This window comes from Lutispora thermophila DSM 19022, from assembly GCF_900142105.1.
Lineage (GTDB): Bacteria > Bacillota > Clostridia > Lutisporales > Lutisporaceae > Lutispora > Lutispora thermophila.
The window spans coordinates 24,762-39,654 of sequence record NZ_FQZS01000028.1; the positions used below are offsets into that span (position 1 = coordinate 24,762).

At 38.3% G+C, this 14,893-nt stretch carries 13 protein-coding genes; all 13 read left to right on the forward strand.

The genetic code is table 11. From position 1 onward, the window contains the following. Positions 1-92 precede the first annotated feature (92 nt). Positions 93-827: a PHP domain-containing protein gene (locus tag BUB48_RS15360; RefSeq protein ID WP_073027394.1), complete on the forward strand. Its 735-nt coding sequence runs from the start codon at positions 93-95 to the stop codon at positions 825-827. Between the two features lie 22 nt (positions 828-849). Then, entirely contained in the window at positions 850-1,713 is an 864-nt protein-coding gene (gene rapZ / locus BUB48_RS15365) for an RNase adapter RapZ (protein WP_073027362.1), read from the forward strand. Positions 1,714-1,734: 21 nt separating this feature from the next. Continuing rightward, positions 1,735-2,748: a gluconeogenesis factor YvcK family protein gene (locus tag BUB48_RS15370; RefSeq protein ID WP_242944257.1), complete on the forward strand. Its 1,014-nt coding sequence runs from the start codon at positions 1,735-1,737 to the stop codon at positions 2,746-2,748. Positions 2,749-2,778: 30 nt separating this feature from the next. Continuing rightward, positions 2,779-3,303 (forward strand): signal peptidase I, encoded by a 525-nt coding sequence (gene lepB, locus BUB48_RS15375; protein ID WP_175548437.1) that lies wholly within the window; start codon positions 2,779-2,781, stop codon positions 3,301-3,303. A gap of 13 nt (positions 3,304-3,316) precedes the next feature. Continuing rightward, positions 3,317-4,270, forward strand: a complete 954-nt coding sequence (gene whiA, locus BUB48_RS15380; RefSeq protein WP_073027370.1) for a DNA-binding protein WhiA — start codon at positions 3,317-3,319, stop codon at positions 4,268-4,270. Between the two features lie 11 nt (positions 4,271-4,281). Continuing rightward, positions 4,282-5,547, forward strand: a complete 1,266-nt coding sequence (locus BUB48_RS15385) for a glucose-6-phosphate isomerase (protein WP_073027372.1) — start codon at positions 4,282-4,284, stop codon at positions 5,545-5,547. 23 nt (positions 5,548-5,570) lie between these two features. Beyond that, complete coding sequence (locus tag BUB48_RS15390) at positions 5,571-9,071, forward strand: DNA polymerase III subunit alpha (RefSeq protein WP_073027374.1); 3,501 nt, start codon at positions 5,571-5,573, stop codon at positions 9,069-9,071. A 60-nt stretch (positions 9,072-9,131) separates the two neighbouring features. Continuing rightward, positions 9,132-9,329, forward strand: coding sequence for a hypothetical protein (locus tag BUB48_RS15395; RefSeq protein ID WP_073027376.1), 198 nt, complete (start codon positions 9,132-9,134; stop codon positions 9,327-9,329). Positions 9,330-9,508: 179 nt separating this feature from the next. After that, positions 9,509-10,468, forward strand: a complete 960-nt coding sequence (pfkA, locus tag BUB48_RS15400; RefSeq protein ID WP_073027378.1) for a 6-phosphofructokinase — start codon at positions 9,509-9,511, stop codon at positions 10,466-10,468. Positions 10,469-10,481: 13 nt separating this feature from the next. Beyond that, complete coding sequence (pyk, locus tag BUB48_RS15405; protein ID WP_073027380.1) at positions 10,482-12,236, forward strand: pyruvate kinase; 1,755 nt, start codon at positions 10,482-10,484, stop codon at positions 12,234-12,236. A gap of 14 nt (positions 12,237-12,250) precedes the next feature. After that, on the forward strand, positions 12,251-12,670 hold the full coding sequence (locus tag BUB48_RS15410; protein ID WP_073027382.1) for an acyl-CoA thioesterase: 420 nt from the start codon (positions 12,251-12,253) through the stop codon (positions 12,668-12,670). A 249-nt stretch (positions 12,671-12,919) separates the two neighbouring features. Next, entirely contained in the window at positions 12,920-13,510 is a 591-nt protein-coding gene (locus tag BUB48_RS15415) for a DUF1003 domain-containing protein (RefSeq protein WP_073027385.1), read from the forward strand. Continuing rightward, positions 13,452-14,840 (forward strand): 23S rRNA (uracil(1939)-C(5))-methyltransferase RlmD, encoded by a 1,389-nt coding sequence (rlmD, locus tag BUB48_RS15420; protein ID WP_073027387.1) that lies wholly within the window; start codon positions 13,452-13,454, stop codon positions 14,838-14,840. Before BUB48_RS15415 ends, rlmD begins: the two co-directional genes overlap by 59 nt. The last annotated feature ends 53 nt before the right edge of the window (positions 14,841-14,893 follow it).

Consider the following 14,893-nt stretch of genomic DNA (forward strand, 5'->3'; position numbering starts at 1 on the left):
GGCTTATCTATTTCAATGGAATCCAAAATATTCTTTTGATAATAATAAGAGTAGTATATAATAAGATTGAATATGAAGAGGTGAAACATATGATGAAACTCTTTGCAGATTACCACACACATACCATATACAGCCATGGAACAGGAACCATAATGGACAATGTAATGGTTGCAAGGCAGAAAGGTTTAAAAGAGATAGCAATCACAGATCATGGTCTAAGACACTTCACCTATGGAGTTAAGAGGGAGAAGCTGAAAAGAATGCGGGAAGAAATAGATGAGATAAATGAGATGTTTGATGATTTTAAGGTTCTTTTAGGCTTGGAGTGTAATATTATAAGCAAAGACGGAGAAATAGACATGGATGATGAAACCATGAAATACATGGATATTGTTCTCTTGGGTTATCATATGATGGTTCGATTGAAAGGTATTTCAAGCTATATACATATATATGGCAGAAACTATCTTTCCGGCATAAGCAAGTACATGGCGGAGGAAACTAGGCAGCATAATACCGATATAATGATAAATGCAATAAGGAAGCATAAAATAGATATTATAACTCATCCAGGAGCAAGAATGTCAATGGATACAGTTCGCTTGGCGGAAGTAGCAGCTAAGGTAGGAACAGCATTGGAGATAAATGCCAAGAGCAATATAATGACTGTTGATTATCTAAAGGCGGCTGCAAAACATGGAGCCAAGTTTGTAATCAACAGTGATGCACATAAACCGGAGGATGTAGGAAACTTTGAAAATGCCATAGAACTTGCGGAATCAGCTGGATTGACATATGAACAGATTATAAATGCAGTGAAACCTTAATTCTGCTATAGGAGGGGATATGATGAGATTTGTAGTTATTACAGGACTTTCAGGGGCAGGGAAAAGCCAAGCCATCAAATTTTTAGAGGATTTGGGCTTTTTCTGTGTAGACAATTTGCCTCCGGCGCTGATAATGAAGTTTGCAGAAATATGCTGCCAAACCAGAGGAGGAGTAGAAAAGGTTGCAATAGTCACCGATATAAGAGGTGGCAGATTTTTCGATCAACTCCAATCAAGCCTGGAGGAAATGGAACGAGGAGGTTTAAACTATGAAATATTATTCCTGGAAGCTTCCGATGAGACATTGATTAAAAGATACAAGACCAGCAGAAGAATGCATCCCCTGGCGAGAGATGGCAGGATAATAAGGGGCATTAAAGCAGAAAGAATGAAATTGAAAGAATTAAAAGAGAAGGCCAATTATATAATAGACACAACTAATATGAGTACATCACAACTTAAGCAGGAAATAATTCATCTTTTTGTGGAAGGTGGCAAGACGGAAAAACTGATTATAAACATAATTTCCTTCGGCTTTAAATATGGCATACCCCTGGATGGTGACTTGGTGTTCGATGTCAGGTTTTTACCAAACCCTTACTATATTGAATCTATGAAAAAGCTTAGCGGCAATGATGATGAAGTCAAGGAATATGTGATGAAATGGCCTGAGGCAAAAGAGTTCATGGAGAAACTGTTGGACATGATAGATTTTCTTATACCGTATTATATAAAGGAAGGTAAAAGTCAACTGGTGATAGCCATAGGATGTACCGGTGGAAGGCATCGATCTGTAACCATGGCAAACATGCTTTATCAGAAATTAAAGGAGAAAGAACACAGGGTAATTTTGGAGCATAGGGATTTATATGAAGAAGGAAACTGATAATGATGGAGGAAGATGGTTTTGGAAGTAAATGGTTCAAAGAAGCTGGTCAAAAACAATGGTTGGGCTATTGGAGGACCTAAGGTGGTTGCTATAGGGGGAGGAACCGGTCTATCTACTTTATTGAGGGGACTTAAAGCTTATACATCGAATATAACTGCCATAGTGACTATGGCAGATGATGGGGGAGGTTCAGGAATACTGAGAAATGATTTGGGAATGTTACCTCCCGGTGATATAAGAAACTGCATATTAGCTCTGGCAAATACGGAGCCAATCATGGAGAGGCTGATGGAGTATAGATTCAAGGAAGGCAGTCTAAAAGGTCAAAGCTTTGGTAATCTGTTTATAGCCGCTTTGAATGATATATGCGGCAGCTTTGACAATGCAGTTAAGGAGATAAGCAATGTGTTGGCAGTAACTGGGAAAGTCATGCCGGTAACGCTTGATAATGTGACATTATATGCGGAATTGGATGATGGGACTATAATAAAGGGTGAATCCCAGATTCCAAAGATACAGATAAGCAGCAGAAAGAGAATAAAGAGAGTTTTTCTTGAGCCGGAAGACTGTAAGCCTATGGAGGAAGCATTGGAAGCCATCATAGAGGCCGATGCGGTGATAATTGGTCCTGGCAGCCTTTATACCAGTATAATACCTAATTTTATGGTGACAGATGTAGCAAAAACAGTATATGAATCCAAAGCTATGAAAATATATGTTTGTAACATAATGACCCAAAAGGGAGAGACCATAGGATATAGACTATGTGATCATATCGATGCTATAAATGAACATGCTAAACATGATATAATAGAATATGCTATTGTCAATACAGGAAGCATACCTGAAGAACTGGCAATTAAATATATGGATGAATATGCAAATGCAGTGGAGATCGATTGGGAGAATGTGAGAGCAAAGGGCATCAAAACTGTGGAAGGCGATTTTGTAAGAGTTGATAAAGGGTATGTTAGACATGATTATAATGAATTGTCTAGATGCATATTCACCTTACTGAGCCAAGAAAGGTAAGACTATATTTTTAGTAAGGGAGAGATGACTTTGAGTGAGAATATTAGGAAGGAAATAATATCCTGGATAAAATTGGTTGCTACAGCTTTTATTATTGCTTTCTTATTGAAAACCTATATTTTTCAGATTGCATATGTGAAAGGGCCTTCCATGGAGCCTACGTTATATGAAGGACAGATATTGATTGTCTCTAAGCTGAGTTATAGAGTTGGAGAACCAAGCAGAGGAGATATAGTTGTTTTAAGTGACAATTTGGAACATAAAGATTTGATAAAAAGAGTAATCGGATTGCCTGGAGATAATGTGGATATTAGAGATGGATATGTATATATAGATGGAGAATTATTGAAAGAAGACTATATTCAGGTTCCTACCTATGCTAATGAATTTCAACAATCGCAGGTACCGGAAAATAAATACTTTGTGCTGGGAGACAACAGACCCGAGAGCCGTGACAGCAGATCTGATTCATTGGGATTTGTGGATAGGGAAAACATATTGGGTAAAGCCGTGTTCAGATTGTGGCCTTTAAATAAGTTTGGTACTATCAAATAAAGGGTGATTTATAATGTCCTTTTCATCAAAGGTAAAAAACGAGATAGCAAAATTGCAGGATGAAAGATCCTGCTGTCAGATAGCAGAGTTATCTGCCTTGATAAAAATGAACGGAACCATACAGATACTAGGGAAAAACCGAATCGGTATAAAGCTTACAACAGAAAATGCAGCCATTGCAAGAAACATTTTTTCTTTGATAAAAAACAACTTTGATTTTCATACAAAAGTTGCTATGACTAAGAATAAGCAGTTGAAGAAAAATTATAGCTATACACTGTTGGTTGATTCGGATTCAGCTTCGGAAGATATTCTAAAGAAGCTTTATATAATAAATGAAACATCAAAGGGACCCAGAATAAACAATAGAATCCCAAACAGCATAATCAGGAAAGATTGCTGCAAAAGAGCTTATCTCAGAGGAGTATTCCTTGGAGGGGGTTCTATAAGTGATCCTGAGAAGACCTACCATTTGGAATTGGTAACAAGCAACGAAGTATATGCAAAGGATATAAAGAATCTTATGAATAGTTTTGGACTTAATGCTAAAATTGTTATAAGAAAAGACAACTTTGTAGTCTATCTTAAAGAAGGAGAGAATATTGTTGATTTCCTAAATATTATTGGAGCTCATAGTGCACTGTTAGATCTGGAGAATGTAAGGATATATAAGGAAATGAGAAACAATGTCAACAGGTTGGTGAATTGCGAGACTGCCAATCTTAGCAAAACAGTAAATGCAGCTATGAGACAGATAAATAATATAGAGTATATAAAAGAGCATATGGGATTGGACAAATTACCACAAAATCTCAGGGATATAGCAGAAGCAAGGCTTTTGCATCAGGATGCAAGCCTGAAGGAACTAGGAGAAATGTTAAACCCTCCGGTTGGAAAATCAGGAGTTAATCATAGACTAAGAAAGCTTGATGAGCTTGCCGATCAATTAAAGGAGAAAAATCAATAGGAGGTTATCCCTTGTTGAAGATAGATTTAAACTTTTCAAAGGATATCATCAAAGAAGAAGAATTGGATTCATATGAGGGTGATATTTTTTCAATCCATAATTGCCTTCATAGCAAGGATGAGTATGAAAGGATGCCCCTGGGCTGGATTGATCTACCTGAAAGATATGATGGAAAAGAAATAGAAAATATAAAGAAAACTGCATATAGGCTAAGAAGCAATTCACAGGCATTCATTTCAATCGGAATAGGCGGATCCTATCTAGGCAGCAGAGCTGCTGTTGAGATGATGCAATCTGATTCCCCTGAGATATACTTTTCCGGCAATAACTTTAGCGGCACATATATTCAACAGATTGTTAATAAAGTGAAGGACAAGGACTTCAGTATTTGTGTCATATCAAAGTCAGGTACAACATTGGAAACAGCTATAGCCTTTAGAGTTTTCAGAGACATGCTGGAGAAAAGATATGGCAAAGCTGAAGCAAAAGATAGAATCATAGCCATTACCGATAAAAATAAAGGAGCATTGAGAGAAATTGCCAATAAGGAAGGTTATGAAACCTTTGAAATACCATCAAACATAGGAGGTAGATACTCTGTGTTGACTCCTGCAGCTTTGCTTACCATGGCAGTGGCAGGAATAAATATTGAGGAAGTGATGAAAGGAGCTCGAGATGCCTATAGTTCATATAATGATCCAAAGCTTCAGTCCAATAACTGCTATAGGTATTCTGTATTAAGAAATATATTGTATAAAAAGGGAAAGCACATAGAGACCTTAATAAACTATGAACCTTCAATGGAATACTTTGGAAAATGGTGGCAGCAGCTTTTTGGAGAAAGCGAAGGCAAGGAAGGAAAAGGAATATTCCCTGCAGTGCTTCAATTCTCTACGGATTTGCATTCAATGGGTCAGTATCTTCAGGAAGGAAGCAAGAATGTGTTCGAAACTATAATAAAAGTAAAAAACCCTCCAGAAGATATGAATATACCATGCTTTGATGATGATATAGAAAGATTGAACTATTTAAAGGATATGACCTTTAATGACATAAGTAACATTGCCTATAAAGGAGCTATGAAAGCTCATGAAGAGGGAGGTACACCGGTAATTTCCTTGGAAATACCTGCTATAGAAGAGCAATGTTTCGGACATATGGTATACTTCATGGAAAAGGCATGTGCTGTGAGCGGCTATCTACTGGGAGTAAATCCCTTTGATCAGCCTGGAGTAGAGTTATACAAGAAAAATATGCACAAACTTTTAGATAGATAGAAGACTTGAAAGGATAAGATATTATGAGGGATTTTGTACACCTTCATGTCCATACTCAATACAGCCTTTTAGATGGCGCTTCAAGGCTGGACAAGATCATGGAAAAGGTTAAGAAATTAGGCATGTCCTCCATAGCCATAACGGATCATGGCGTTATGTATGGGGTAGTAGATTTTTATAAACAAGCTAAAAAATACGATATAAAGCCCATAATAGGCTGTGAAGTATATGTAGCCACAAGAGGAATGGAAGACAGAGATCCAAAGTATGACAGCGACCAATATCACTTAGTTCTTTTGGCCCAAAATGAGACAGGCTACAGGAATATCACATATCTGGTATCTCAAGGGTTCATCAAAGGATTTTATTATAAGCCGAGAGTGGATTTTGAACTTTTGAGAAAACACTCAGAAGGGATTATTGCATTGAGTGCCTGTTTGGCAGGTTCTATACAGCAGTTTATACTGAATGGAAATTATGAAAGGGCCAAGGAAGAAGCTTTGACATATCTGGAGATTTTTGGCGAGGGGAATTTCTACCTGGAGCTTCAGGATCATGGAATAAGGGAGCAGGCATTGATCAATCAGGAATTGATAAGAATGTCCCATGAAACGGGAATACCCTTGGTGGCTACCAATGATGTTCACTATGTAGATAGGGAAGATGCTCAGGTACACGATGTGCTCTTGTGCATCCAAACAGGAAAGACCATTGCTGATGAAAACAGAATGAAATTTGAAACCGATGAGTTTTATATAAAATCTACTGAAGAAATGTATGAGTTGTTCAAATATGTACCGGAAGCTTTAGATAATACTGTGGAAATAGCAAACAGGTGCAATGTGGATTTTACCTTTGGCCATATACATTTGCCCAAGTTCGATGTGCCTGAGGGTTATAATTCAGATGCATATCTCAGACATCTTTGTGAAAAAGGCATGAATGAAAAGTATAAAGAGATTACAGATGAACTGAGGGAGAGGATGGATTACGAACTCAGTGTCATCGAAAAAATGGGCTATGCAGACTATTTCCTTATAGTATGGGATTATGTGAGATTTGCTAAGGATAACGGCATAATGGTAGGGCCGGGAAGGGGATCCGGAGCAGGAAGTATTGTGGCTTATGCCATAGGTATTACAGATATTGACCCAATAAGGTACAACCTTATATTCGAGAGGTTCCTCAATCCTGAAAGAATAAGCATGCCGGATTTTGACGTTGACTTCTGCTATGAGAGAAGACAGGAAGTCATCGATTATGTAGTTGAGAAATACGGTAAAGAAAGAGTAGCGCAGATAATTACATTTGGAACCATGGCAGCCAGAGCTGCCATAAGAGATGTGGGAAGAGCGCTGAACATGCCATATGCACAGGTGGACAATATAGCAAAAAAAATTCCTATGGAACCGGGCATGACCATAGATAAAGCACTGAATGTGAACCCGGAGCTTAGGAAACTATATGAAGATGATGAGGATATCAGACAACTTATCGATATGTCCAAGGCTTTAGAGGGGATGCCAAGACATGCTTCCACCCATGCAGCAGGAGTGGTAATTGCAAAAGAGGCTGTTACCAACTATGTTCCATTGCAAATGAACGAAGATGTAATCACAACCCAATTTCCCATGACCACATTGGAGGAGTTGGGACTGCTGAAAATGGATTTTCTCGGTCTCCGTACTTTGACGGTTATTCGAGATACATTGAATATTATTAGAGAGCAAGGGCTGGAAGTGCCGGACCTATCAAAAATAGATTATAATGACAGCAGGGTTTACAATATGATATGCGAGGGCGAAACCTATGGAGTGTTTCAGCTTGAAAGTGCTGGCATGACCCAGTTTATGAAAGAGTTAAAACCCAACTGCCTTGAAGACATAATAGCGGGAATTTCATTGTACAGGCCGGGCCCTATGGATCAGATACCAAGATATATAAAAAACAAACACAATCCCCAAATGGTTAAATACCTACATCCAAAATTGGAACCCATATTGAGTGTTACTTACGGATGCATCATATATCAGGAACAGGTAATGCAGGTGTTCAGAGAACTAGCCGGATACTCTATGGGCAGATCTGACCTGGTGAGAAGAGCCATGTCAAAGAAGAAGGCAGATGTGATGGCTCAGGAAAAGATAAATTTCATAAACGGCATCTGTGACGAAAATGGTAATATAATAGTTCCAGGATGCATAAGAAATGGCATAGATAAGGATACTGCAGAAAGAATATTCGATGAAATGGCTGAGTTTGCCAAGTATGGTTTTAATAGATCACATGCTGCTGCATATGCAGTGGTGGCCTATCAGACAGCATGGCTTAAATATTACTATCCTGTAGAATTTACTGCAGCCCTTATCACTAGTGTCATGGACAACAGCAGCAAGGTGGCGGAATATATATTAAACAGCAGAAAATTGGGTATAGAAGTGCTGCCTCCGGATATTAATGAAAGCCATATAAACTTTACTGTAAAAGATAAAAAGATAAGATTTGGTTTGGCAGCCGTGAAGAATGTAGGTATAAATGCCATAAACTCCATAATAGAAAACAGGGAATCAAAGGGTAAATATGAAAGCCTCTTTGACTTTGTAAATAAAGTTGACTTAGGAGTTGTTAATAAGCGAACTGTGGAAAGCCTTATTAAATGCGGTGCTTTTGATAGCCTTGGCATTTACAGGAGCAAACTTATGGCAGTTTACGAAAGGTTCATGGATTGTGTTCATGACCAGAGAAAGAATAATATAGATGGTCAGTTATCATTGTTTGATAATGGAGCATGTGATATGTCAATAGGCGAGGAGGTATATCCGGAACTGGATGAATACCCTAAAAATGTGATGCTGGCCATGGAAAAAGAAATGCTGGGGCTTTACATTAGCGGTCACCCTTTGCTGGAGTATAAAGAGGAATTGGATAGCAAGACAAGCATCAATACATCTCAGTTGATTATTGATCAGTCAGATGAAATGGATATGGAGGCATTAATTATTCAAATGGATAATAAAAAGGTCATCATGGGAGGCATATTAGAATCAATAAAAGCAAAGACTACAAAGAACAACAGCATGATGGCTTTTGCCCAGTTGGAAGATCTGTATGGGACCATAGAAATGATAATATTTCCTAAAACCTATGAGCAATATAGAGATTTGCTGAAGCCGGATAGCATAATTCTGATTGAAGGAAGGATAAGCATAAAAGAAGAAGAGAATGCAAAAATAATCTGTGAAAAAATAGCTCCATTAAAGAGAGATGGAAAGAATAAACCTGGCTGCAATAAACTTTATATAAAAATTGATTCGGATGAAAATCCTCAGATTCTTGAAGACATAAAAGAAGTGTTGAAAAAAAACAAGGGAGACCATCCGGTTTATATAGTTGATGAAGCAAAGAAAAGCGAAGGAAAACCAAGGGTTATGCAGGCATCTCGCAGCATATGGGTCAATATCAATGACTCTTTGGTGGAAGAGCTAAAAAAAATATGCGGAGATAAATGTGTCGCCTTGAAATAAAAACTATAGTAGATTAAACTAAGGTTAAGGAAAGTCCGTGAACCCAAGGAGGCATCATGTATGTGGACAGTGATATATATAGCCAAAAATAAAAAATCAGCTGAAAGAACTCAAGAATTGTTAGCACAGGAAGGTATGCTGGCAAAGATTCAGCCTATCAATAAAAGTGCAGATAAAAAAGATGGTTATTATGAGGTTTTGGTGCCTGAAGGTGAAGCAGAGGATGCCCAAAACATAATATATGAAGCTGGATTATAAGGGGGTTGTTGCAAAACCCATTTAAACTGTCATTATGAAGAGCATGGCATTGAAGAAGCTTGTAGGACAATGCGTGGAGATTTTTGGCTGTGCAATAAATGACAAAAAAGAGTTTTGCAGCAACCTCTTTTTCTAATGCATGGTGAGATTTATAAACATTAATATAAGGGGGAGAACTGATGAAAAATATTGCTGTATTGACCAGCGGAGGAGATTCTCCTGGAATGAATGCAGCCATAAGAGCCGTGGTTAGAACATCAATATATAATGGGCTTAATGTTTATGGCATAAAAAGAGGATACAATGGACTCATTCATGGTGATGTAATGGAGATGAACCTTTCTTCCGTTGCTGACATAATTCATAGGGGCGGGACCATCTTAAGGACTGCAAGATGCGAAGAGTTTCAGACAGAAGACGGATTGCAAAAAGCTATTAATATCATAGATATATTTGATTTTGACGGAATAGTGGTAATAGGCGGCGATGGAACTTTCAAGGGGGCCAGGGAACTGTGCAAAAGAGGTGTGCGATGCATAGGTGTACCAGGAACCATAGATAACGATTTAGCTTATACAGATTATACCATTGGCTTTGATACAGCAGTAAACACAGTATTGGATGCCATAAATAAAATAAGAGATACCACAACATCCCATGAAAGAATCAGTATAATCGAAGTCATGGGACGAAACTCAGGAGATATTGCCTTATACGCAGGTCTGGCAGGGGGTGCAGAAAGCATCATTGTTCCAGAGGTGGATTATACCTGCGATGATGTATGTAAAAAGCTTTTGCAGGGAAAAAACAGAGGAAAACTCCACAGCATAATATTGCTGGCGGAAGGAGTAGGAAAGGCAACAGAATTGGCAGAAGAGATCCATAGTAAAATTGGTATGGAAGTAAGGGTTACCATATTGGGATACCTCCAAAGAGGAGGCAGTCCAACGGCTTTTGACAGGATATTAGCCAGCAGGCTAGGTTCAAAAGCTGTGGAAGCATTGCTTGATGGAGAATCCGGAAGAGTAGTTGGTATAAGAGATAACAAGATAATAGATGAAGATATTGATAAAGCCCTTGAAATGAAAAAGAACTTTAATATGGATATGTACAAACTGGCAAAGATATTATCTATATAACGGGGTGAGACAGATGAGAAGAACCAAGATTGTATGTACCATAGGACCAGCCAGTGAAAGCGTTGAAATGCTAGAAAAGCTGATAATGGCTGGTATGAATGTAGCCCGATTGAATTTTTCCCATGGTACCCATGAGGAGCATAAGATAAGAATTGATAATATAAAGAAGGCAAGACAAAATCTGAATAAACCGATAGCTATAATGTTGGATACAAAAGGGCCAGAGGTAAGGCTGGGCAAGTTCAAAACAGGTTCCGCAGAACTAAAAACTGGCGATTGCTTTACACTTACCATCAGGGAAATAGAAGGAGATGACTCCATTGTAAGCATAAGCTATAAAAATCTGCCCAAGGAAGTAAGCGCCGGATCAAGGATACTGATAGCAGACGGTTTGATAGAATTGAAGGTTTTGGATAAAAATGAAACAGATGTATTGTGTCAGGTAGTTAATGGTGGTGTAGTCACCGACAGAAAGAATGTGAACATACCTGGAGCCACGTCAAAATTGCCTGCAGTAACGGAAAAGGATATTGAAGATATCAATTTTGGTATAGATAATGATATAGATTTCATAGCTGCTTCTTTCATCAGGAAGGCATCGGACATATATGAGATAAGAAGGGTATTGGAACAGAGAAAGGCAAATCATATACAGATAATCGCAAAAATAGAGAACCAGCAAGGAGTTGACAATTGCGAGGAAATACTGAGAGTCGCAGATGGACTCATGGTGGCAAGAGGAGACTTGGGAGTAGAGATTCCTACGGAAGAAATACCTCTTGTGCAAAAGCACCTGATAGCTATGGCCAATGCCATTGGAAAACCGGTTATAACCGCTACTCAGATGATGGAATCCATGATCCGAAATCCCAGACCCACTAGAGCCGAGGTTACCGATATAGCCAATGCAATATTTGACGGCACCGATGCGGTGATGCTGTCTGGTGAAACTGCAGCCGGAAAATATCCTTATGAAGCAGTATCTACTATGGCAGCAGTGGCTGAGAGGACTGAAATGGCTCTGGATTATAGGAAGAAACTTATAAAGACCTACGGTCAAGAGCCTGTGACAGTAACAAATGCCATAAGCTATGCCAGCAGTGCTGCGGCAATGGAATTGGGCGCTTCTGCAATAATTACCCCCACCCAATCAGGATCAACAGCCAGAATGGTATCCAAATACAGACCTAAGGCTCCAATAATTGCTGCCACTCCTGATGAAAAGGTTGCCAGAAAGTTGACATTAAGCTTTGGCATAACCCCAATAATAGTTCCTACTACAGACAGTACTGATGAAATGATACAGCAATCTGTAAATAAAGCATTGGAATGTGAACTCATAGAAAACGGAGATCTTGTGGTTATTACTGCAGGCATACCCGTAGGTGTAGCTGGAACGACAAACCTTATAAAAGTTCATGTGGTAGGTGAAGTAATCGCAAAGGGGATGGGTATCGGAAACAGAGCAGTGACAGGAAAGGTATGTATCATTAAAAATGGAGAAAAAGATCTGGATAAGATAAACCAAGGAGATATACTGGTTGCTGAAGCAACAGACTATGATATGGTGCCTTTGATGATGAAGGCAGGAGCCTTTATAATTGAAGAAGGAGGACTTACCTCCCATGCTGCCATAGTAGGCATTGAACTTGGTAAGCCGGTTATAGTTGGAGTGGATAGAGCCACAGAGATACTTGAAGATGGACAGACTGTAACCGTTGACGGAAGCAGAGGTCTTGTGTACAGAGGGAAAGCCAGAGTTTTGTAAGGGAAGTGAAATGGATGACTCATGACACAGCTTTGAGGACAAGATATGGCGAAACAGATCAGATGGGTATAATATATCATCCAAATTATTACATCTATTTTGAAATAGGAAGAACTGAGTTTTTGAGGGAAAAGGGAGGCATGTCCTATAAGGATATGGAAGAGGCTGGAGTAATGCTTCCCATAGTAGAGACCCACTGCAAGTACAGAGTACCTGCAAAATATGATGATGAATTGGTGGTACGAACCATGGTAAAGAATATGACAGCAGCGAGGATAACTTTCAGCTATCAGCTCATAAGAGCCACAGATGGAGTATTGTTAGCTGAAGGAGAAACCACAAGCGCATTTACCAATAAGGAAGGCAGACCCATCAATCTGAAAAAGAAGTATCCTGACATATATGATAGATTGTTTAATTTTATATCATATTAAAAAGTTATGCTCGATGTTTTAAGACTACTAAAAATCATTAATATTGAAATTGGAAATGTATAGCACATCATAGAAAACATAATAGTTTTGAAGTGTTTAAAAAAAGAAACATTTGGTAATAATCAAAATGTAACTGATTCTAATTGTTGCACCAATATGGTGCTTTTTTTTTCGCAATTACGGCTTTTGAATAAACACTACTTCATGTTGAGCAGAATATATAAATAAAAACTTGCAGGGGTGAAAGACTTGCCAAAAAAAGATTTAGCTGAAATATTGATTTCCGATGAAAATGAAAGAGAAAAGAAAATTCATGAGCTGTTAAGAGACAGACGCTCTTTGAACATAAATATAGAGATGAGCAAAAGACTTACAACGGGACAGAAGGCAGCAGATAAAATGGCTGAATTTGCAGGAAGCTGGAAGTTCATAATTTTTTTTATGCTACTTGTATTTTCATGGGGAATTATAAATACAAAATGGATATTGGAAAACCCTTTTGATCCTTATCCCTATGTTTTTCTCAATCTGGTACTGGCTTGCATTTCTTCTATTCAGGCTCCAATAATCATGATGAGTCAGAATAGAGAAGCTCAAAAAGAAAGGTTGAGAGCAGAAAATGAGTATCTGATAAACATGAAATCTGAAATAATACTTGAAGATTTACACATGAGAATAGATAATATATTACAGCGGCAGCGTCTACTGGAAGATGAATTAGAGCATCTAATAGGCTTGATAGGAGCACTTAGACAAGAAATTGCATTAGGGAGAGAAAAAGATGGAGAAAAGAATACCGGTGGAGAAGAATCAAGATTATATAATAGATATAACAAGTGAAACCAATGAAGGAATGGGAGTAGGAAGGATAGAAGGCTATACGGTTTTTGTAGATGGAGCATTGATGGGCGAAAAGGTGAAAGTTCGAGTTGTAAAAGTATTGAAAAATTATTCCTATGGAAAGCTTTTGGATGTTTTAGAGCCATCTTGTTATAGGGTTCACCCCCCATGCCCTGTAATAAAAAGATGTGGTGGCTGTCAAATACAGCATATGAGTTATGAGGGACAGCTTTATTATAAAACCAGAATTGTGAAAGATGCTTTGGAACGCATTGGAGGACTTAAGGATATTATAGTCCACGACACAATTGACATGGAATATCCTTGGAAATATAGAAATAAGGCCCAGTTTCCCGTGGGAATAAAGGATGGAAAAGTGAACATAGGTTTTTATGCTCCCAGAAGTCATGATATTATAGATATTAATACATGCCTTATACAAGACGGGATAAACGATAAGGTGTTGGAATTAATAAGAGATTTTATAATTAAACATTATATCAGCATATATGATGAGAATACAGGGAAAGGCCTCATAAGACATATAATGACCAGAAAAGGATTCAAAACCGGAGAAGTCATGGTATGTATAGTGATAAACGGAGATCAAATACCACATGAAACCGAACTGGTTGAAAAACTTCAACAGAACATTGATAACCTTAAAACCGTAGTTTTGAACATAAATAAGAAAAATACCAATGTAATACTGGGAGATAAGAATAGAGTTTTGTACGGAGAAGGATATATATTCGATTACATAGGAGATTTTAAATTCAAAATATCGCCCCAGTCCTTCTTTCAGGTAAACCCTGTCCAGACAAAGATTTTATATAATAAGGCGTTGGAATATGCAAATCTCGCAGGAGACGAAACGATCATAGATGCCTATTGTGGTATAGGAACCATATCCTTATTCTTAAGCAAAAGGGCTAAAAAGGTTTACGGAGTGGAAGTAGTAGGACAAGCAATAGAAGATGCAAAGGTTAATGCTTATATAAACGGCATAACCAATGCCGAATTCATACTTGGAGAGTCTGAAGAATTAATACCTAAGCTCTACAAAGAAGGTATAAAGGCAGATGTGGTGGTTGTGGATCCACCACGAAAAGGCTGTGATGAGAAATTGCTGGAAGTAATCGTCAAGATGGCACCAAAACGCATGGTGTATGTGAGCTGCAACCCTTCAACTCTGGCAAGAGACTTGAAGTATATGACCAGCAATGGCTATGAAATAAAAGAAGTACAGCCAGTGGACCAATTCCCACAAACAGTGCACGTTGAGTGTGTGGTGTTGATGTGTGCGTCCAGCGAAGCTGGCAAATGCTAACAGGTGAAAGTCCTGTAGTGGTAAAGGTAGGGCAGCCACTTAGTCAGTAACCA